Raw genomic sequence first — 20,404 nt, 5'->3', positions numbered from 1 at the left:
GGAACTTGTCTTGTTGGAAAAAGCTTTCCAGCGCTTCTGCCGCGTCTTCTAGATGCGGTCTATTCGAAATGCGCTTTTGTCCTTCTTCCTGCATCCTATTTGCTGGCAGGGGCACGCTCACGCGGCGGCCGGAAGGTGAAAGCTGGCCTGCATTTGGTCCAGTTTTGCTCAAAAGTCAAGAGAGGCGAGGGATCATCGGCTGACGCCACGCCAAAAAAGAACTCGTTCGGTCATCCCTGCTCAGTAGGGGCATACCCTTACGCGATAGGCTTCACCCCAGCCGTTGCGCCTCCATTCCAGGCGGCAATGACGAGCCTGATAATAGGCCGGCCGATAGGCGGGATAGGGCCGATAAGCGCGATAATAGGGCCGGTACGGATAGTAGGCTCGATAGGCCGGATAGCCGTAGCGATAGCCATAGGCATACGGATAGCCGTAGCCATCGGGATAGCCGTATGTGTAGGGATACGGGCGCATGGCGGAACCGAGCAGGATCCCTCCGACGGCGCCTGCCGCGACACCGCCCCAGAAGTAATCATGAGAGTGAGCCTGCGCGGAACCTGCCGGCATAGTAGTGGCTAACGTGATTGCCATCAGGCCCGCTGCCACGCCTTTGTGAACTACGGACATTGTCGTCTCCTTTCATGGATGACGTGCCTATTGAAATCGTTAGTAAAATCGACGTCGATCAGCAGCCTGACGGATGCGGCTTCACTACCTGTCGGTAAACGAATGAGAAGCTGCTGCAGTTCCTCTATTTTGGTCAGTTGTCCGGCAATTCTACTCCGATCGAAGAAAGATTTCGATGGCTTAGACTTGGCGGTTTTCTGCATACTCTTTCGTTTCGCCGGACGGTCATAGTTAATGCGTTGTTAAAGTGCGGGTGACTATAGTCGCCTCAAACAGCTTTCCTTAATTTCTTTGCTGCGGAGTGATTTGTTGACATTCACGGGCGACCTTCTCGAGCTGGCGTGCCGCCGGATCGTTGATCTGGTTAGTCCCGCCTATGTCAAGAATAGCGAACTTCGCTATGTGGCGGTGAACCGCGCTTATGCCGAATTCTTCGGCATGGAGATTTCGGACTTTATCGGCCGCCGCAGCCGCGAGCTTTTCGACCGGCCGGAAGAAGAGGATCGTGAGGACAAGGAACGCCGCGCGCTCGTTTTTGCCAGCGAGGAAACCGCGATCTGTTTCGATGCCGCCGGCGAAGCCCACGATCGCGTGCGGATCGAAAGCTTCACGGTGTCGGAAGACCGCGTGTACGTGTTCGGTCTTTTCGAGGCCGCCGGTCGTACGAGGCGACGGGAAGCGCCGACCATCCCGGCCATCGATTATGATACCGAAGCGGAACTGCTGCGCTCCATCATGGAGGCACTGCCTGTTGCAGCCTTCGTCCGGGATGCCGACCATCGGCTGATCTATGCGAATGCCTGCTACGAAGCCTTCACCGGCAAAGTGCGTGCCGAAATGCTTGGCAAGACGGAGCAGGAGATGTTCGGCGAGGCCGCCGGTGGCGTCGTTCACCGCGGCAACCTCGCAGCATTGGAAACGGGCGAGGCGGCCGAGGTCGAAAGCCTGCTGCCCGGTGCCGGCGGCAAGCTCCACCCGGTTCTCGCCCGCATCAACCGTATCGACCGGCCGGAAGGAAAGCGCTACGTCGTCGGCTCGTTCTCGGACGTCTCGCTATTGAAGGACCGTGAGCGCGAGCTGATCGCTTCCCAGGTGCAGACCGAGATCCTGCACCGCGACATGGCCAGCATTCTGAATTCACTGCCGGTCGGGGTGCTCATTCTCGAGAGCGATCTGACGATCCTCTACGGTAACGAGGCGTTCTATACGATATCGGACCTGCCGTTGAGCCGCTTCGAAGGGCGTCCGTTCATGGAGCTCATCGAGTATAATCACGGGCTTGGCCGCTATGGCCCCGGCGTGACGGCGGAAGAGATGTTCGAGCGGCGAGTCAGCCAGTTCCGTTCGGAAATCCAGTTGCCGCCCGCCGAGATCAATTGGGGCAGCCGCTCCCTGCTCGTTGAAAGCCGACGCATATCGAAGGATCGTATCCTTCTGACCTATGCCGACTTCTCGACGGTTCGCCGGCACGAGCAGGAAATCCACGCAGCGCGCGAGGCGCTGGAAAGCCTCGGCGAGTTGATGGGCGATGCGACGCTTGCGATGTCGCAGGGCCTTCTGGTGGTGCAGGATGAGGAAATCCTGCTGAGCAACGATGCGCTTGCCGGCATGCTCGACATTCCCGCCGAAATGCTGGCGATCGGCCGTGACTGGAGCGGGCTGTTCGCCTTTTGCTCCGCGCGCGGCGATTTCACGGAAGATGCTGCGGGTGTGCTCGACGGGCTGCGCGGTTCGCTCGCTCAGGGCCTTCCCGCCTCGCAACTCTTTCGCGTTGGCGATAGCCGCTGGGTGAAGATGGAGGTCAGTGTCAGCGAACGTCGGCACTGGGTCGCTGTATTCACGGACATCACTTCGATGAAGATCCGCGAGGAGGATCTGACCGTCCTGCTCGAGCGTGCCGAAGCGGCCGACAAGGTGAAGTCCGAATTTCTGGCGAACATGAGCCATGAGATCCGGACACCAATGAACGGCGTGCTCGGCATGGCCGAACTGCTGGCGAAAACCAACCTCGACACCCGGCAGAAGACGTTCATCGACATCATTGTGAAATCGGGCAATGCGCTGATGACCATCATCAACGACATCCTGGATTTTTCGAAGATCGACTCCGGCCAGATGACCTTGCGCCGAACAACCTTCGACCCGGTCGAAGCGGTCGAGGACGTGGTAACCCTGCTTTCGTCTATGGCTGCGGAGAAGGGAATCGAGCTTCTGGTACGCGCGGCGCCAGGATTGCCTATGGCGATCATCGGCGATGCGGGCCGTTTCCGGCAGGTCGTCACCAATCTTGTCGGCAACGCCGTCAAGTTCACCGAGCGCGGCCATGTCCTCGTCGATCTCGACTATAAGAGCGGTGCGGCTGACGAAATCATGGCGATCCTGCGGATAGAGGATACTGGGATCGGCATGCCGAAGGATCGTCTCGACTCCATCTTCGGCAAGTTCTCGCAGATCGATTCCTCCTCGACCCGCCGTCACGAGGGGACCGGCCTCGGTCTTGCGATCACGTCTGGTCTGGTCGACCTCTTTGGCGGATACATCGACGTCGACAGCGCGCCCGGCCAGGGCTCTGTCTTCACCGTCAGCCTGCCGTTCACGATCGCGGCTGCGCGCCTTGATCCGAAGCCGCTTCCGATCAACGTCAAGAACGCCCGCGTTCTTGTTATCGATGACAATGCCGTCAATCGTCAGATCCTGACCGAGCAGCTTTCGCTGTGGGGGTTCGATGGCGCGGCTGCGGAGGACGGCATCGAAGGCCTCACCATTCTCGAGGCGGCGCATGGATGCGGCATGGAGATCGACGCAATCGTTCTCGACTACCAGATTCCCGGGATGAACGGTGCTGACATTGCCCGCAATCTTCGGGCTGATCCGCGATACTGCGACCTGCCGATCGTCTTCCTGACATCGATGGATATCTCAGGCACGGAAAAAGAGTTCGCGGCGCTGAATGGCCAGGCGCATCTGATGAAGCCGGCGCGTGCCAATGTCCTGCGCAACACGATCGTCGAGGTCGTCAGGGCAAACCGCATCCGCAAGGCCACCGAAAGCGGCGCCCGGTTGACAGTCGAGGCCCCCGAGCCCGCACAAGAGGTTCGGCAGGACGTATCGGTTCCCTCGTTCATCGATGTGCTTGTGGCCGAGGACAACGACGTCAACCAGATCGTCTTCACACAGATCCTGCAAGCCACCGGCCTCAAGTTTCTCGTGGTCAACAACGGGCAGGAAGCCGTCGATGCATGGGAGGCGCATACGCCGCGCATCATCATGATGGATGTTTCCATGCCTGTCCTGAATGGCCACGATGCCACGCGCAGGATCAGGGAACTTGAACGGGGTCAGGGGCATCGGGTGCCGATCATCGGCGTGACGGCGCATGCTCTTGAGACCGACCGCGAGCTTTGCTTCGATGCCGGGATGGACGACTACATGTCAAAGCCGATCAGCCCGGAACTCCTCGAAGAGAAGATCGCACACTGGCTTGGCATGGCCGAGGCACCGGGTAGCGACCTACCCCTGAGGGGTTCTAGGCCCTGACGCCGCACAGCATTTCGCGCTTGCCCGCGAAACCGCTCCTGCGTTCGACCGTAAAACCCGCAGCAATCAGATTTCTGCGTACGAAGCCCGCCGCGGCATAGGTCGCGAAGGTGCCGCCCGGTGTGGTTTTTTCGCAGACGAGCCGCATCAGGTCTTCAGACCACATCTCGGCGTTGCGCGATGGGGCAAAACCATCCAGATACCAGGCGTCGAAGCCTGGAGAGGCAGCCGATACGCCGGCGAACGCATGTCCGCAGACAACATTCAGCGTCGTCTGGTCGTCGAGCATCAACGACACGGTCTCATGCGGTACGTCAGGCCAGGCGACTACGAGCGCGATGCGTTCGGCATCGATCTCGGACCAATGCGCAAGCGCGCGGTCGATTTCCTCTCTCCGCATCGGGTAAAGCTCGAACGAGGTGAAGTGCAGATGCTGGCCGGGCGCGCGGATATGTTTCCACTGCCTCCAGGTTTCGGCAAAGTTCAGTCCGGTGCCAAAGCCGAGTTCACCGATCCGGAAGCTCGCCGCATCCTGCCACCGCGCAGGCAGGCCGTTGCCGGAAAGGAAGACATGGCCGCACTCGAGCCGCCCGTCCGTCTGGCAATAAAAGTGATCGCCAAAGGCGGTCGAATAGGGCATATCGCCGTCGCGCCATTCCAGTGGCTGCTGCGTCATGCCAATCTCATCGGGATCCGTAACTGTCATGCCAACAGCCGATAGTCCGGCCTTGCCTTCTGGTCAATCGTCCGCCTCGCTGCTGATCGTCGGCGGCGGCGTGATGGGGCTTTGGGCGGCAGTTCATGCCGAGCGTCTCGGCATCGATACGGTGCTGATCGAGGCGGGCCGATTGGGGCAGGGAGCAAGCGGCGGCCTGCTCGGCGCGCTGATGCCGCACATGCCTGACAAATGGAACGCGAAGAAGCAATTTCAGTTCGACGCGCTGGTATCGCTGGAAACGGAAATCGCGGATTTGCAGGAGCAGACGGGCCTCTCAGCCGGCTATCGCCGATCCGGGCGCCTCATTCCGTTGCCGAAGCCACACCTCCGGCAGATCGCCCTTGGTCATTCTGCGGACGCCGAAACGCGCTGGCATGCCTCGGAGCGCCGCTTTCACTGGCACGTGCTCGACAGGCCGCCGGTCAATGACTGGCTCGATGCCGACGACAGCGCGGGCTCCGTCTACGATACTCTTGCCGGTCGCGTCGCACCACGGTCACTCATTGCGATGCTGACGGCCTTCCTTCGGGCCGCAAGCCATGTTCGGATACTGGAAAACGCCGCGCTCGAGAGCATCGATCTCGATCGACGTCTTGCGCAATGCGGCGCGGGCCCGATCGCGTTCGGACATTGCATCGTTGCTGCCGGATACCAATCGTTTCCGTTGCTGGCGGAGCTGACGAGCGGCCTCACCAAACCGCTCGGCCAGCCGGTCAAGGGACAGGCGGCTCTTCTCAAGGCAGACGTCGATCCCTCTTTGCCGACGATCTTCCGGGACGGTCTCTACGTCGTCGCGCACGAGGGTGGGCACGTGGCGGTTGGCAGTACGAGCGAGAACCGCTTCGAGACGCCATTCACCACCGATGATCAGCTCGATGCTTTGCTGGTGGCTGCGCAAGAGCTTGTGCCGGCGCTTCGAGGTGCCGAGGTTCTGGAGCGCTGGGCCGGATTGCGGCCGAAAGCAATCGATCGCGATCCGATGGTCGGGGCGCATCCTGCCTGTGACAGGCTCCTGGCATTGACGGGCGGCTTCAAGGTCAGCTTCGGCATCGCGCACCGATTGGCGGAAGCGGTCGTGCGCACCGTTGCGGGGCAAAGGCCTGCCTTCGAGCTTCCGGAAAGCTTCCTTTTGTCCAGCCATATCGACGTCGCTTCGCGTTAGGCGTGAATTAGCAGTCGCTGCCTTTCGTCAATCTGTCATGCAAATCACCTATCTGCTTGCGCAGCAGCGGAGAGGATATGATTCAGGATCCGCTGGCCGACGGAGGACTGGTCATGCGTTACGCCATTTGTTTCACGCCCCCTGCGAGCGATCCGCTGTCGCATGTGGCTGCAAATTGGCTCGGCAGGAATGTATTTTCAGGCGAACTGGTCGAGCCGAGCGCTATTCGCGGCTTGGGTATCCATGAGATCGCCTTCCATACCGCTGTCCCCCGTCGATATGGTTTTCACGGTGCGTTGAAGGCGCCGTTCCGGTTGGCGTCCGATATGTCGGAGGCGCAGCTTCTTCGGGAACTCATGCGGTTCTGCGGCACTTTGGCGCCCTTTCGTATCTCGCAATTAGAAGTTGCCAGGACGGGCGATTTTTACAGCCTTGTGCCGTCTCTCCCATGTGAGCAGATCCACTACCTCTCGTCGGCCATCGTTCAGCATTTCGACCATTTTCGCGCGCCGCTCAGTGATGCCGACATCGAGCGCAGCGATCCGGGCGGGCTTTCGGCCGCGCAGTTCGCCAACCTGCATCGCTGGGGATGCCCCTATGTGATGGATGAGTTCCGTTTTCACATGCCGTTATCGGGGCCGATCGATCATAAAGACATGCCACGGGTCGAGCAGGCGCTGCGAAGTGTGTTCGAGCCGGTTCTTTCCTCGCCGATCCAGGTCTCCAACGTGGCGCTGCTGATGGAAGAGGGCAATGGCGGGCCGTTTCGTGTGCATTCGCTGCATCCGATCGGCAAAGTCAGCGCGCGCAAGGAGCGCGTCGCCGTCCCCGCCTAAAGGGTTGTGCCGTAAAGGCAAAACTCTGTTGCGTACTTTCCGTCTCGACATTCCCTGCGTGGGTGTTACCGTTTCGCCGACTTTCAGGAAGGTGATTTCATGGTATCCGAGACTTATCCGCGCAATCTGATCGGCTATGGACGCAACACACCCGACCCGAAGTGGCCGGGAGACGCGCGCGTCGCCGTCCAGTTCGTCATCAATTACGAAGAGGGCGGCGAGAGCTGCATCCTTGATGGCGATCCGGCTTCCGAGAACCTTCTGTCGGAAATCGTCGGTGCTGCCGCCTGGCCGAGCCAGCGCAACCTCAACATGGAATCGATCTACGAATATGGCTCGCGCGCCGGTTTCTGGCGCTTGTGGCGCATGTTCACCGAGCTCAACGTTCAGGCCACCGTTTATGGAGTGACCCTGGCGATGGCGCGCAATCCGGAGGCGGTTGCGGCGATGAAAGATGCCGGCTGGGAAATCGCGAGCCACGGCTACCGCTGGTTGGAATACAAGGACTTCCAGGAAGATGTCGAGCGCAAGCACATTCAGGAAGCCGTGCGTCTGCACACGGAACTGACAGGCGAGCGCCCCTACGGCATGTATCAGGGCAAGCCCTCCGACAACACGCTGCGTCTCGTCATGGAGGAGGGCGGTTTCCTTTATTCCTCGGACTCCTATGCCGATGACCTGCCGTTCTGGGTGAAAGGCGTCGACGACAAGCCGTTCCTGATCATTCCCTACACGCTTGAGACCAACGATATGCGTTTTGCGACGCCGCAGGGCTTCAACTCGGGCGACCAGTTCTTCACCTATCTCAAGGATGCCTTCGATACCCTCTATGAAGAAGGTAAGGCCGGCAGCCCGAAGATGATGTCGATCGGCCTGCATTGCCGTCTCGTCGGCCGTCCCGGGCGTGCCGCGGCGCTGAAGCGCTTCATGGAATATGTGCTGAAGCACGACAAAGTGTGGGTGCCGACGCGTCTTGATATCGCAAAGCACTGGCATAACCACCACAAGCCGGAGACGATCTGATGCTGTCGCGTGACGAGTTTGTATCGCGTTACGGCGGTGTTTTCGAACACTCGCCCTTCGTTGCCGAGCGTTCCTATGACGACGGATTCATTGGAGACGAACTGACAGTCGACCGGGTGCATACGGCGCTGGTCGCGATTTTCCGGGCGGCAAGCCCGGAGGAGCGGCTGGGGGTCCTGCGCGCTCACCCTGATCTTGCCGGACGCCTGGCGATCGCAGGCGAACTCACCGAAGATAGCAAGAAGGAACAAGCCGGTGCCGGGCTCGACCGACTGAGCGCGGCCGAGCATGCCAGGTTCACCGAGCTCAACACCGCCTATGTCGAGAAGTTCGGCTTTCCCTTCATTATTGCCGTCAAGGGCTTGAACAAGGACGACATCCTGGCCGCCTTCGAAAAGCGCATCAACAATACGCGCGATGAGGAGTTCGAAACCGCCACCGCTCAGGTCGAACGTATTGCGCTCTTGCGTCTCGAAGCTCTGCTGCCGACACGCTAGGTGGCGCGCTTTTCTCTTGTTGATCCGTGACCTATAGTTGTCTCATGAAGCCGTCAGAAGTACTGGAGAAGAACAGGCAGGCGATCCGCGAAGCGACGAAGCGCTTCAACGCGGCGAATCCTCGTGTCTTCGGCTCAGTGGCACGGGGCGAGGATCGGGCTGACAGCGATCTCGATATTCTTGTCGATACGTTGCCCGGCACGTCGCTGTTTGATCTCGGGGGACTGCTGGAAGAGTTGAAGGATATTCTGGGGGTGAAGGTGGATCTGGTGACATCAGGCGGCTTGCCGGAAAAGATTCGCGAGCGTGTTCTGGCGGAAGCGACCCGTATATGAGCGCGGAGAGGCTGGCCGATTATATCGACAGAATGCACGCCGCCGCCGAGCAGGCGCGGATGCTGACCGAGAATATGGACGAGGAAGCCTTCCTGTCCGACCTGCGGACGCAGCTTGCAGTCACCATGTCGCTGGTGTTGCTCGGGGAGGCGGCATCACGGATCGCCACCAGTCATCCCGACTTTCTTGAAGAGCATCAGGAGCTACCCTGGGCCCGAATCTGTGGCATGCGAAATCTTATCGTCCACGACTACTACAGGGCCGATCTCTCGGCTATCTGGACCACTGTGCGGCGCGACCTGCAGACGCTGATTTCCGAGCTCGAATCCTTGCGCCACTGGCGCATACAAGGCGAATGACGTGACAGAATTCCTCAATGTGCAGCTGCTGACCAAATCCGCATTTGCGCCTTTCGGTGATGTCATCGAGGCCGATCCGGCCACGATGCGCTATATCAATAACGGAACAACGGAGCGCTTCCATGCGCTCGCAGCCCCACAAGCGGTCGGTGAGGGCGCGCGCGTCATCATCAACCTGTTCCGGGGGCAGCCCCGTGCCTTTCCTTATGAGATCGGCATGATGGAGCGGCATCCTTTCGGCAGCCAGAGTTTTTCGCCGATTTCCGCTCACCCTTACCTTGTCGTCGTTTCCGAGGACGAGGATGGCAAGCCGGGCCGGCCGCAAGTGTTCCTGGCGCGTGGCGATCAGGGCGTGAACTATCGCCGCAACGTCTGGCATCATCCGCTGATGTCGCTTCGCGCCGTCAGCGATTTCGTCGTCGTCGATCGCGAAGGGCCAGGCAACAATCTGGAAGAATATTTCTTCGAAACACCCTTCATCATCAGCGAGCCCTGCCTATGACCGGACTGACCACCCACGTACTCGATACCGCATCCGGCAAGCCGGCCGAGGGATTGCGGATCGATCTCTTCCACCTCGACGGTGATAGCAGGCATCACGTCAAGACGGTCACGACCAATTCCGACGGACGCGTCGACGGCGGGCCGATCCTGATCGGCGATAGCTTCAAGGCGGGGACCTACGAACTCCTCTTCCATGCCGGCGACTATCTGCGCGCAGCGGGTGTCGCGTTGCCGCATCCGGCGTTTCTGGACCTTGTCCCCATCCGTTTCGGCATCGCCGACGTGGCCGCGCACTACCACGTGCCGCTGCTGATCTCGCCCTACGGCTATTCGACCTATCGCGGAAGCTAAGCCATGCGGTTTGCGGCGATCGCGGATGTTCACGGCAATCATCTGGCGCTCGAGGCCGTGCTGGCCGACATCGCGGCTCAGGGTGTGACCGACATCGTCAATCTCGGCGATTGCTTCAGCGGTCCGCTGACGGCAGGGCGCACGGCCGAGGTGTTGCGGGCACGGGATATGCTGACCGTTCGCGGCAATCACGATCGCTATCTGATCGACCGGCCGCGTGAGACCATGCATGCGTCGGATGCAGCCGCGTTCGATCAGCTGACAGCCGACGACCTGCATTGGTTGCGTGGGTTGCCGACGAGCGCTGTCTATCGTGACGAGGTGTACCTCTGCCACGCGACGCCAGCTGACGATAACACCTATTGGCTGGAGTCGGTGTCAGCGGATGGCCACGTCTTCCTGAAACCGCTGGCGGAAATCGAGGCGCTGGCTGTGGGAGCGGATTTTTCGCTTGTTCTCTGCGGCCACAGCCACATTCCGCGCATGGTTCGCCTCAGCGACAGCAGGCTGATCGTCAATCCCGGCAGTGTCGGTTGCCCCGCCTATGACGACGACCTGCCGTACTACCACAAGGTCGAAACCGGCCACCCGATGGCGTCCTACTGCATCCTCGAGAAAGGTGAAGGCGGCTGGCTTCCGGAGTTCCGTACGGTTGCCTACGACCACATGGCCATGTCGCGTCTTGCAAAAGAAAACGCCCGCCCGGAATGGGCAGGCGCGCTTGCGACAGGCTGGTTGCCGTAGCTCGTTCTTACTGACGGCCGAGCAGGATCGACCGGTTGACGTCGTTGATGTCGCGCTTGCCGCAAAGCGCCATGGTGACATCCATTTCCTTGCGCAGGATGTTGAGGGCGAGCGTTACGCCTTCCTTGCCCATGGCGCCGAGGCCGTAGAGGAAGGGGCGGCCGATATAGGTGCCCTTGGCGCCGAGGGCGATTGCCTTCAGGACGTCCTGGCCAGAGCGGATGCCGCCGTCCAGATGCACTTCCACCTTGTGGCCGACGGCATCGACGATCGGCTCCAGCATGCTGATCGACGACGGAGCGCCGTCGAGCTGGCGGCCGCCGTGGTTGGAGACGATGATCGCGTCGGCGCCGGTTTCAGCCGCAGACTTGGCGTCCTCGACATCGCAGATACCCTTGATGATCAGCGGGCCGCCCCACTGTTCCTTGATCCAGGCAACGTCGGCCCAGGAGAGCTGCGGGTCGAACTGCTCGGCCGTCCAGGAGGAGAGCGAAGAGAGGTCGGAGACGTTCTTCGCATGGCCGACGATGTTGCCGAAGCTGCGGCGTTTCGTCTGCAGCATGTCGAGGCACCAGAAGGGGCGCGTCGCCATCTGCCAGATGTGCTTTGGGGTGAATTTCGGCGGGGCGGAAAGGCCGTTGCGCAGGTCCTTGTGGCGCTGGCCGAGGATCTGCAGGTCAGCGGTCAGCACCAGGGCCGAGCATTTCGCAGCCTTTGCGCGGTTGATGAGGTTCAGCACGAAATCCTTGTCGCGCATGACATAGAGCTGGAACCAGAAGGGCTTCGTGGTGACCGAAGCGACGTCCTCGATCGAGCAGATGCTCATCGTCGACAGCGTGAAGGGGACGCCGGCTTCCTCGGCGGCGCGGGCTGCCAGCATCTCGCCGTCGGCGTGCTGCATGCCGGTCATGCCGGTCGGCGCGAGCGCCACCGGCATCGAGACCTTCTGGCCGATCATGGTCGTCTCCAGCGTACGGTTCGTCATGTCGACGAGAACGCGCTGGCGAAGCTTGATTTTGGCGAAATCGCTCTCATTTGCCTGATAGGTCGACTCCGTCCATGCACCGGAATCCGCATAGTCGAAAAACATCTTCGGGACACGGCGCTGTGCGAGGTTCTTGAGATCGGCAATTGTGAGAGGATTGGCCATGGATAAGACTTTCACATCTGAATAATGCCATGGCCCTTAACATGATTTCCGAGGCTTTGTGTATCTCTTTCGTCGCCTATGGAACAAGAATCAGGCTGCCTGCGGCACGTCCGTCCTCGAGGAATTGCTGGGCTTGCGCAGCCTCCTCGAGAGGGTATTCGCGGGCAATCGTCGCAGTGATGCCTGATGCCAGCATTCCGACCACGGCCTCAGCCGCCGCCAGGTATGCTGGCGTGTCCGTGATGTAAGCCATGATGCTTGGATGCGTGAGCGATTTTCCGGGACGAAGCGCGTCGACCGCGACGGGCGGGATCGGTCCGCCGGCCTGTCCGATCGTCGCCACGACGCCGAACGGACAGACGGATGCTATGGATTTTGCAAGCATGCCGGCACCGATCCCGTCGTAGGCGACATCGACGCCGCCGTTGTTGGTGAGCGCCTTGGCCGCCGCGACGACATCGGCGTCGCGACCTACGATCAGATGGTCCGCACCGTAGGCGCGGGCGAGATCGGCCTTCTCCTCCGAACTCACCGTGCCGATGACGGTGGCACCGAGATGTTTTGCCCACTTCACGAGAATACTTCCAAGCCCGCCGGCGGCAGCATGGATGAGAACGGTGGTTCCGGGCTCGACGCGATATGTCTTCGTCAGCAGCATATATGCCGTCAGTCCTTTCAGCATGGACGCGGCCGCGACCTTGGAAGGCACGTCATCGGGCAGGCGAACGGCGCGGGCTGCCGGCAGGAGGCGCGTTGCGGCATAGGCGCCAACGGGCGCGCCGGCATAGGCAACGCGGTCGCCGGGCTTCAGGGCGGTGACCGCGCTCCCCACGGCTTCGATCGTGCCGGCGCCTTCGACGCCGAGGACGGCGGGATATGCCGGCAAGGCGTAGAGCCCGCGTCGGTGGTAGATATCGAGGAAATTCATCCCGATCGCGTCGTGGCGGATGCAGATCTCGTCTGCAGCGGGCGTCTGGGGCGCCTGTTCCGAAACCTGCAGTTGTTCGATGCCGCCGGGGGCGAGAAGTGTAACGACCTTGTCCATGGGTACTCTCCGATTGCTATTGCCGGCATCATCGCGCATGGTGTTGTGATCGAAAATTCCCTATTACTTCTCATTGACTGGGAAAAATTGAACAATGATCGATTGGGAAAGCCTTCGCCATTTCGCGGCGCTCGCTCGCGCCGGGACGTTGCTCGGGGCCGCTCGTGACCTTGGCGTGGAGCACGCAACCGTCGCCCGTCGGGTTGCCGGGCTTGAGGAACAGATGGGCTTGAAGCTGGTCGACCGGCGCGGCCGCCGCATCGTGCTGACGCCGGAGGGCGAGCGGGTCGCGGGAATGGCGGAGCGGATGGGCGAGGAGGCGCAGGCCGTTGAACGGCTGGGGCTTGCCGCCGGTGCGACGCTTGCCGGAGAGGTCAGGATCAGCGCGCCGCCGACCCTTGCGGCGGCGACGTTGCCGGCAGCGCTCGTCGCCTTGCGAACCCGGCATCCGGATATCGGCATCACCATCGTCGGAGAGACGCGCTATGCATCGCTCGACAGGCGGGAGGCCGATATTGCGGTTCGCATGACGAAACCGGAGCAGGGCAATTTCGTCATCAGCAAGCTCGGAGAGATCGGCTTCGGCTTCTATGCCACCGCTGATTATCTGGCCGCCACGCCGGAGGCGCAGAGAACCTTTATTGCCTATGACGAGACGATGGCCAGCGCACCTCAGTCGATCCGGCTTGCCGAGGCAACCGAGGGGAGGAGGGTGGCGCTAAGGGCCACGACACTGGAATTCCAGCTGGCGACGGCGCGCGCCGGCGGCGGCATCGCCATGCTGCCGAACTTCATGCTTGCGGGTGTCGATGATCTCGTCGCGGCGATCCCGCAGCCGCAGCCTCTGATGCGGGAACTGTGGCTCGTCGTGCACGCGGACATCCGTAATGTGCCGATCATCCGGGTTGTCATGGAGGCGCTGAAATCGATCGCGTGGTCAAGTTAGCAGCTGCGCGCATTTCGCGGGCAGAGGTGGTCGGTGGTGATAGGCGGCCTGTTGCGGCCGCCTTCTATTTCAATATTCCTGCCTAGTTGGCCTGAACAGGATTTCGTTGACGTCGACATCCTCCGGCTGGCTCATGGCGAAGGCCACCATGCTCGCGAAAGAATCGGCCGGGATCGCCATCTCGTAGACCTTGCGGACGCGCTCGGCGACGTCAGGTTCGGTGATGCTGTCGGGCAGTTCGGTGGCAACGGCGCCCGGCGAGATGATCGTCGTGCGGATGTTGTAAGGCTTTACCTCCTGCCGCAGCCCCTCCGAAATGACGCGCACGCCATGCTTGGTCGCGGCATAGACGGCGCCACCCGGATTGACCTTATGGCCGGCCACCGACGAGACGTTGATGACATGGCCGCTTTTCTGCTCCTTCATATGGGGCAGCGCCGCGGCAATGCCGTAGAGCACGCCCTTGAGGTTGACGTCGATCATGCGGTCCCAATCCTCGACCTTGCCGCGCTCCAGCGGAGAGTGCGGCATCAGGCCGGCATTGTTGATGATGACGTCGATGCGGCCGTGCAGCCGAACAGCGTGATCGACCAGGCGTCTGACCTGATCGACCTTGGTTACGTCGGTCTCGACGACGGCATCCGAGGCGAGGCCGAGTTCATCAGCGATCGCATTCAGCCGGTCGAGACGCCGGGCACCGAGAACGAGTTTGGCACCGTCCCTTGCCAGGCGCCGGGCCGCAGCTTCGCCAAGGCCGCTGCTTGCGCCGGTGATCACGACGACCTTGTCCTTGATGCCGTCAGTCATGACAGATCCTTTCCCTTCGCTTCGCCGCCGCTCAGCGGTCGACCCTTGCCTGGAGATGTGCCGGGTAACGGTCGCCCTCGACCTTGATGCCGGCGAGCGCGGTTTCGATGGCGGCAAGATCGTCACCCGTCAGCTGGACTGCGGCTGCGCCGATGTTCTCTTCCAGACGGTGCATCTTTGTCGTACCCGGGATCGGAACGATCCAGGGCTTGCGCGCCAGCAGCCAGGCAAGCGCGATCTGCGCCGACGTTGCTCCCTTGTCGCGGGCGATCTCGCCGAGGCGATCGACGAGCGCTTGATTGGCCTTGCGAGCTTTGGCGGAAAAGCGCGGAACGACGTTGCGGAAGTCCTTGCTGTCGAAGGCGGTCGCTTCGTTGATCGCGCCGGTCAGGAAGCCCTTGCCGAGCGGGCTGAACGGAACGAAGCCGATGCCAAGTTCCTCGAGCGTCGGAAGGATGTCCTGTTCCGGCTCGCGCCACCACAACGAATACTCGCTCTGCAGGGCGGCGACGGGCTGCACCGCATGTGCGCGGCGGATCGTCCTGGCGCCCGCTTCGGAGAGGCCGAAGTGCTTGACCTTGCCTTCGGTGATAAGGTCCTTGACCGTACCGGCGGCATCCTCGATCGGCACATCGGGATCGACGCGGTGCTGGTAGAAGAGGTCGATCACGTCGGTGTTGAGGCGCTTCAGCGCCGCGTCGGCAACCTCCCTGATATGGGCGGGGCGGCTGTTCATGCCGCTCTGGCCGCCATCGGGGCCGAAGTTGAAGCCGAATTTGGTGGCGATGACGACCTTGTCGCGGAACGGCGCAAGCGCCTCGCCGAGCAGGGTTTCGTTCTTGTAGGGGCCGTAGGCTTCCGCGGTGTCGAAGAAGGTGACGCCGCGTTCGAAGGCGGCGCGGATCAATTTGATTGCGTCTGCAGTGTCCGTTGCCGGGCCGTAGCCGTAGCTCAGGCCCATGCATCCGAGGCCGAGGGCGGATAGTTCGAGGCCGCTATTTCCGAGTGTGCGCTTTTGCATGGAATTTCCCTTTCCTAGCCCTGGTATTGTTCGTCGCTGACCTTTTCCATCCAGTCGACCACCTTGCCGTCGAGGGCTTCGGCGATCGCGATTTGGGTCATTGCGGTTGTTGCGGATGCACCGTGCCAGTGCTTCTCGCCCGGTTCGAACCAGACGATGTCGCCGGCGCGGATGTCTTCGACAGGTCCGCCGTCGCGTTGCGCGCGACCGCTGCCGGAGAGGACGATCAGCGTCTGGCCGAGCGGATGGGTGTGCCAGGCGGTGCGGGCGCCGGGCTCGAAGGTCACTGTCGCGCCGCCGACGCGCGCCGGTGCCGTCCCCTCGAATCGTGCATCGATGCGGACCGTCCCGGTGAAATAATCCGCGGGTCCCTTGGCGGATGGATCGGAGCCGTTTCGCTTGATTTTCATCTTTCGTCCTTTCGTGAGCTCAGGAGCGTGCCGCTCGGCTGACGTTCGGAAGAAGATTTAGTGCGGATGCTTTCCTACGATTAGATGGTATAAACGGCATGATCTTATGAGCAGGATTCATGAATGACGCGGCAATCGATCAACGACCTCATCGCCTTTCTGGCCGTGGCCCGGGAGAGAAGCTTCACGAAGGCCGCGGCCAAGCTCGGGGTCTCGCAATCGGCGCTCAGCCATACGATCCGCGGTCTTGAAACACGTCTCGGTCTGCGGCTGCTGACGCGCACGACGCGCAGCGTGTCGCCGACGGAGGCAGGCGAGCGGCTACTGGGTTCGATCGGGCCGCGTTTCGACGAGATCGAGAGTGAGCTGGCAGCCCTCAGCGAATTTCGCGAGAAGCCGGCGGGTACGATACGCATTACGGCAGGAGAGCACGCCGCCGACGCTATTCTCTGGCCGGCGCTGGAAAAACTGTTGCCTGATTATCCCGATATCAATGTCGAGATCATCGTTGACTACGGGCTGACCGACATTGTCGCCGAGCGTTACGACGCTGGCGTCCGCCTTGGCGAGCAGGTGGCAAAGGACATGATCGCCGTGCGCATCGGGCCTGATATGCGGATGGCTGTCGTCGGAGCACCTGTATATTTCGAACGGCGCCCGAAGCCGCAGACGCCTGCCGAGCTTACCGACCACAACTGCATCAACCTGCGCCTGCCGACCTATGGCGGGGTCTATGCCTGGGAGTTCGAGAAGGAAGGGCGCGAAGTGAAGGTGCGCGTGGAGGGGCAGCTCGTGTTTAACAACGCGCAGCTACGGCTGAACGCAGCCCTTTCGGGGCTCGGTCTGGCGTTCGTGCCGGAAGCGCTGGTGCGGCAGCCTCTGTCCGATGGGAGACTCGTTCGCGTGCTTGAGGATTGGTGCGCGCCGTTCCCCGGGTATCATCTCTACTATACGAGCCGCCGGCAGACGTCGCCGGCCTTCGCCCTGCTGGTCAATGCGCTTCGCTATCGAGGGTAAGATGCGCGAAAAATCCGCCCGCTGCTTGCGGGCGGTCTGTCGGATTGCCTCGGACCTCAGATCGCGCTCTTGGCTGCGACGCCCGCCACATAGGTCTCCACGATCGCGCGGTCATCGCCCATGGTCTGCAGCAAGAACAGTTCTTCCGGCAGCGTCTTCACGACCTCCATCTTCAACGCCATGGCGGGCGTCGCGGCGGCGTTGAGGACGACGATATCGGCGTCGGAGCCGACATCGAGCGTGCCGATCCGGTCGGCAAGCGACAGCGACCGGGCGTTGCCAAGCGTCATGTGGTAGTAGCTTTCCAGCGGGTTCAGGCGTTCGCCGAGCAGCTGCTGGATCTTGTAGGCCTCGTCCATGGTGCGCAGCATCGAATAGCTGGAGCCACCGCCGATATCTGTGGCGACGCCAATTCGCACCGGTTTTTCGCGGCGACCGAGCGCCTTCAACGGGAAGAGGCCGGAGCCGAGGAAGAGGTTCGAGGTCGGGCAATGGACCGCGACCGAGCCTGCCTCGCTCATCGCATCGGCTTCGCGATCCGAGAGATGGATGCAGTGGCCGAAGAGCGTCTTGTCGCCGAGGAGACCATAGCGGGCATAGATATCGGTGTAGTCGATCGCCTCGGGATAAAGCTCGCAAGTGAACTTGATCTCGTCGTGGTTCTCGGAGAGATGCGTCTGGATGTGCAGGTCGGGAAACTCGCGGGCGAGCGCCTGGGTGGCTTCCATCTGCGCCGGCGTCGAGGTGATGGCGAAGCGCGGGGTGATGGCGACGTGGTTGCGGCCCTTGCCGTGCCATTCGGCGATGATCTGGCGGGTTTCGTCATAGCCCATCTGCGGCGTGTCGAGCAGGCCCTGCGGGGCGTTGCGATCCATCATCACCTTGCCGCCGACCATCCGCATGTTGCGCTTCAGCGCCTCGGCAAAGAAGGCGTCGGCGGAGGTCTTGTGGACGGAGCAGTAGGCGACCGCCGTCGTCGTGCCGTGGCGCACGAGTTCGTCGTAAAAATGTCCGGCGATACGTTGCGCATGGGCGCTTTCAACGAAGCGGCATTCCTCGGGGAAGGTATAGGTGTTCAGCCATTCCAGCAGGTTTGCCGCGTAGGAGGCGATCACCTGCATCTGCGGGAAGTGCAGGTGCATGTCGATGAACCCAGGCATGATCAGGTGCGGGCGGTGGTCGATCTCAACCGCATCGGCTGTAACCTTCGCCTTGACCTCGGCATATGGGCCGCTCTCGACGATCAGGCCGTTATTGATTAGCAGGCCGCCATCGGTCTCATAGCGATAGCTTTCGCTGTCGGTGAGGCTCTCAGGTGCCTTGACGAAGGAGAGCAGGCGGCCGCGGAGGAGGGTTTGGGTCATGGGCGTTCGCCTTTATCGATTGCGTGTCGTCGTCAGTCTCAGGGAGCAGGCTTGGCTGGAAGGGCTGCCACCGATGCGGCGCAGCCGTATAGTGTCCTGCCCTGAAATACCAGCTTTGCCGCGAGATCGTAACGCCTCCCGGATGCGCCGTCGACGCAGGTCTCCCTGGTCAGCGTCAGCGTGTAGTGCGACGGCGGGTGGGTGATGGTCCATGTCGCGCTGTCTTTAGTCGGTGCCATTGGGCCGGGGTTGATGGTGATGACGTCGTTCTTGCCCGCCCGGCTGAAGGTGATCTGATCCTCGCGGATGCGGAATGCCCAGAAGGGGCTGGTGCCCAGCACATTGATCTCGCCCCAAAGATCGGTGGGGGCCGTGATATTAGCAGGCACGGTGCCCGTCGTTCTCACGTCTTCCTGTTTTGCATTGGCCTCCTCAGCCCGCGCTTCCGTCCACGCCAGCCCTGGAAGGGCTATGAGATTGGCCAGAAGCACGGTTGGGAGGCCTTTTATCATTCCGGCTTGCCCTCGACCGCGCTTTCGAACCAGGCGACGAGCAGCTTGCGCTCGTCCGGCGTGATATCGGTCACGTTGCCGGGCGGCATGGCGTGGCTGCGGCCCGCCTGAATGTAGATTTCGCGCGCATGCGCGGCGATCTCCGCATCGGTTTCAAGAACGACATTCTTCGGCGGCCGCGCCAGCCCCTCGTAGACGGGCTCGGCGGCGTGGCACATGGAACAGCGCGTCCCGACAAGCTGCTTGACGGCGGGGAAGTGTGCGTCGCCGGCGAATTGCTGGAACGCGGGCGCGACAGCCTGTGCATCCTTTTCGCCGGTCAGCACCTTCGGCACCGTCGACAGCCACATGATCAGGATGAAGAGGATGACGGTGACGATCCAGGTCCAGGTGGGGCGACCCTTGCGGGCATGCGTGGTGTTGAACCAGTGGCGGATGGTGACGCCCATCAGGAAGACGAGAGCGGCGATCACCCAGTTGTAGGCCGTGCCGAAAGCCAGTGGATAGTGGTTCGACAGCATGAAGAAAATGACAGGCAGCGTCAGGTAGTTGTTGTGAAGCGAGCGCTGTTTGGCGATCGCGCCATACTTCGCATCGGGCGTGCGCCCGGCGATCAGGTCGGCGACCACGATCTTCTGGTTCGGGATGATGATCATGAAGACGTTGGCCGACATGATCGTCGCCGTGAAGGCGCCGAGATGCAGGAAGGCGGCGCGGCCAGTGAAAAGCTGCGTATAGCCCCAGGCCATGAACACCAGCACTGCGTAGAGCACGACCATCAGGCCCCAGGTGTTCTTGCCGAGCGGCGACTTGCACAGGAGATCATAGACGAGCCAGCCGACGGCGAGCGAAGTCAGCGAGATCAGGATCGCCACCGGGGAGCTGATGTCGAGCACATGCCGGTCGATCAGAAAGAGATCAGCACCGCCATAGTAGACGATACAGAGCATCAGGAAGCCGGAGAGCCAAGTGAAATAGCTTTCGTATTTGAACCAGGTCAGGTGCTCGGGCATCTGTGCCGGAGCCACGAGATATTTCTGGATGTGATAAAAGCCGCCACCGTGAACCTGCCATTCTTCGCCATAGGCGCCGGGCGGAAGATGCGGGCGCTTCACAAGGCCGAGATCGAGCGCAATGAAATAAAAGGACGAGCCAATCCAGGCGATCGCGGTAATGACGTGGAACCAGCGGGCCGCAAAGGCCAGCCATTCCCACGCTATGGCGTATTCATACATCTAGTTCCCCTGTTCTTCCTCCGACTCGCTACTTTGCAGAGAGTCGCGGTTGGAGGAAAGGGGATAAAGGTGCCATCCCTCGCTGTTGCCGGCAATAAGGCAGATCCGACCGTGGTAACGAAGTTTTGAGACCCACGGGCGATGCCTGCCAGCACCCTGAGCCATGCGTGAGCAGGGCCTTCAGCGCCTGTGAACCGTTGC

General features: G+C 61.4%; 22 protein-coding genes. 12 read left to right on the top strand and 10 right to left on the bottom strand.

The features are described from left to right. Positions 1–240: 240 nt before the first annotated feature. Positions 241–630, bottom strand: coding sequence for a hypothetical protein (locus FZ934_RS10865; RefSeq protein ID WP_153271081.1), 390 nt, complete (start codon positions 628–630; stop codon positions 241–243). Between the two features lie 309 nt (positions 631–939). Here FZ934_RS10865 and FZ934_RS10860 point away from each other — a divergent pair, with 309 nt between their 5' ends. Then, positions 940–4,167 carry a response regulator gene (locus FZ934_RS10860; protein ID WP_153271080.1) on the top strand — a complete coding sequence of 1,076 codons (3,228 nt, stop codon included), beginning with the start codon at positions 940–942 and terminating at the stop codon, positions 4,165–4,167. Here the strand turns inward: FZ934_RS10860 and mnmD are convergent. Then, positions 4,157–4,873: a tRNA (5-methylaminomethyl-2-thiouridine)(34)-methyltransferase MnmD gene (gene mnmD / locus FZ934_RS10855; RefSeq protein WP_153271079.1), complete on the bottom strand. Its 717-nt coding sequence runs from the start codon at positions 4,871–4,873 to the stop codon at positions 4,157–4,159. The two genes, FZ934_RS10860 and mnmD, sit on opposite strands and share 11 nt — an antisense overlap. Between mnmD and FZ934_RS10850 the strand changes: the two genes are divergently transcribed. The 9 genes from FZ934_RS10850 (at position 4,872) to FZ934_RS10810 (ending at position 10,696) form a co-directional block, all read left to right on the top strand. Next, on the top strand, positions 4,872–6,047 hold the full coding sequence (locus FZ934_RS10850; protein WP_153271078.1) for an NAD(P)/FAD-dependent oxidoreductase: 1,176 nt from the start codon (positions 4,872–4,874) through the stop codon (positions 6,045–6,047). The genes mnmD and FZ934_RS10850 overlap by 2 nt on opposite strands. A gap of 113 nt (positions 6,048–6,160) precedes the next feature. Beyond that, the gene (locus FZ934_RS10845) at positions 6,161–6,883 is read left to right on the top strand and encodes a DUF1045 domain-containing protein (RefSeq protein WP_113358785.1); all 723 of its coding nucleotides are present in this window, start codon (positions 6,161–6,163) and stop codon (positions 6,881–6,883) included. 99 nt (positions 6,884–6,982) lie between these two features. Then, entirely contained in the window at positions 6,983–7,906 is a 924-nt protein-coding gene (gene puuE, locus FZ934_RS10840) for an allantoinase PuuE (RefSeq protein WP_153271077.1), read from the top strand. Continuing rightward, a complete protein-coding gene (gene uraD, locus FZ934_RS10835; protein WP_153271076.1) occupies positions 7,906–8,403 on the top strand; it encodes a 2-oxo-4-hydroxy-4-carboxy-5-ureidoimidazoline decarboxylase in 498 nt (165 codons plus the stop codon). The genes puuE and uraD overlap by 1 nt, the downstream gene beginning before the upstream one ends. 44 nt (positions 8,404–8,447) lie before the next feature. Next, positions 8,448–8,738, top strand: coding sequence for a nucleotidyltransferase family protein (locus tag FZ934_RS10830; RefSeq protein WP_153271075.1), 291 nt, complete (start codon positions 8,448–8,450; stop codon positions 8,736–8,738). Next, a complete protein-coding gene (locus FZ934_RS10825) occupies positions 8,735–9,097 on the top strand; it encodes a HepT-like ribonuclease domain-containing protein (protein WP_153271074.1) in 363 nt (120 codons plus the stop codon). The genes FZ934_RS10830 and FZ934_RS10825 overlap by 4 nt, the downstream gene beginning before the upstream one ends. Before the next feature lies 1 nt (position 9,098). After that, positions 9,099–9,599, top strand: coding sequence for an ureidoglycolate lyase (locus tag FZ934_RS10820; RefSeq protein WP_153271073.1), 501 nt, complete (start codon positions 9,099–9,101; stop codon positions 9,597–9,599). Then, positions 9,596–9,952, top strand: a complete 357-nt coding sequence (gene uraH / locus FZ934_RS10815) for a hydroxyisourate hydrolase (RefSeq protein ID WP_153271072.1) — start codon at positions 9,596–9,598, stop codon at positions 9,950–9,952. The genes FZ934_RS10820 and uraH overlap by 4 nt, the downstream gene beginning before the upstream one ends. Before the next feature lie 3 nt (positions 9,953–9,955). Next, positions 9,956–10,696, top strand: a complete 741-nt coding sequence (locus FZ934_RS10810) for a metallophosphoesterase family protein (protein ID WP_153271071.1) — start codon at positions 9,956–9,958, stop codon at positions 10,694–10,696. Positions 10,697–10,703: 7 nt separating this feature from the next. Here FZ934_RS10810 and FZ934_RS10805 read toward each other — a convergent pair whose 3' ends face one another. Together FZ934_RS10805 and FZ934_RS10800 are read right to left on the bottom strand one after the other, a co-directional pair. Further along, entirely contained in the window at positions 10,704–11,846 is a 1,143-nt protein-coding gene (locus tag FZ934_RS10805; protein WP_153271070.1) for an alpha-hydroxy acid oxidase, read from the bottom strand. Between the two features lie 76 nt (positions 11,847–11,922). Continuing rightward, positions 11,923–12,891: a quinone oxidoreductase family protein gene (locus tag FZ934_RS10800; RefSeq protein WP_153271069.1), complete on the bottom strand. Its 969-nt coding sequence runs from the start codon at positions 12,889–12,891 to the stop codon at positions 11,923–11,925. Positions 12,892–12,985: 94 nt separating this feature from the next. On the opposite strand from FZ934_RS10800, the gene FZ934_RS10795 reads away from it, so the two are divergent. Continuing rightward, positions 12,986–13,837, top strand: coding sequence for a LysR family transcriptional regulator (locus tag FZ934_RS10795; RefSeq protein WP_153271068.1), 852 nt, complete (start codon positions 12,986–12,988; stop codon positions 13,835–13,837). A 69-nt stretch (positions 13,838–13,906) separates the two neighbouring features. Here the strand turns inward: FZ934_RS10795 and FZ934_RS10790 are convergent, their stop codons facing one another. From FZ934_RS10790 to FZ934_RS10780, 3 genes are read right to left on the bottom strand one after another with little or no spacing between them, the layout of a single operon-like run. Continuing rightward, complete coding sequence (locus tag FZ934_RS10790; RefSeq protein ID WP_153271067.1) at positions 13,907–14,644, bottom strand: SDR family oxidoreductase; 738 nt, start codon at positions 14,642–14,644, stop codon at positions 13,907–13,909. A 31-nt stretch (positions 14,645–14,675) separates the two neighbouring features. Continuing rightward, complete coding sequence (locus FZ934_RS10785) at positions 14,676–15,665, bottom strand: aldo/keto reductase (RefSeq protein ID WP_153271066.1); 990 nt, start codon at positions 15,663–15,665, stop codon at positions 14,676–14,678. Positions 15,666–15,679: 14 nt separating this feature from the next. Then, positions 15,680–16,075: a (R)-mandelonitrile lyase gene (locus tag FZ934_RS10780; RefSeq protein WP_153271065.1), complete on the bottom strand. Its 396-nt coding sequence runs from the start codon at positions 16,073–16,075 to the stop codon at positions 15,680–15,682. A 123-nt stretch (positions 16,076–16,198) separates the two neighbouring features. Between FZ934_RS10780 and FZ934_RS10775 the strand changes: the two genes are divergently transcribed. Next, a complete protein-coding gene (locus tag FZ934_RS10775) occupies positions 16,199–17,092 on the top strand; it encodes a LysR family transcriptional regulator (RefSeq protein WP_153271064.1) in 894 nt (297 codons plus the stop codon). 56 nt (positions 17,093–17,148) lie between these two features. Here the strand turns inward: FZ934_RS10775 and guaD are convergent, their stop codons facing one another. The 3 genes from guaD to puuD are packed head-to-tail and all read right to left on the bottom strand — an operon-like array spanning position 17,149 to position 20,203. Next, on the bottom strand, positions 17,149–18,456 hold the full coding sequence (gene guaD / locus FZ934_RS10770; protein ID WP_153271063.1) for a guanine deaminase: 1,308 nt from the start codon (positions 18,454–18,456) through the stop codon (positions 17,149–17,151). 38 nt (positions 18,457–18,494) lie between these two features. Further along, positions 18,495–18,968, bottom strand: a complete 474-nt coding sequence (locus FZ934_RS10765) for a hypothetical protein (RefSeq protein ID WP_153271062.1) — start codon at positions 18,966–18,968, stop codon at positions 18,495–18,497. After that, a complete protein-coding gene (gene puuD / locus FZ934_RS10760; RefSeq protein WP_153271061.1) occupies positions 18,965–20,203 on the bottom strand; it encodes a urate hydroxylase PuuD in 1,239 nt (412 codons plus the stop codon). Before puuD ends, FZ934_RS10765 begins: the two co-directional genes overlap by 4 nt. Positions 20,204–20,404 lie beyond the last annotated feature (201 nt).

This window comes from Rhizobium grahamii (genome assembly GCF_009498215.1).
Taxonomy (GTDB): Bacteria; Pseudomonadota; Alphaproteobacteria; order Rhizobiales; family Rhizobiaceae; genus Rhizobium; species Rhizobium grahamii_A.
Note: the sequence above shows the minus strand (reverse complement) of the source record. Positions and strands in the feature narration are given on the sequence as shown.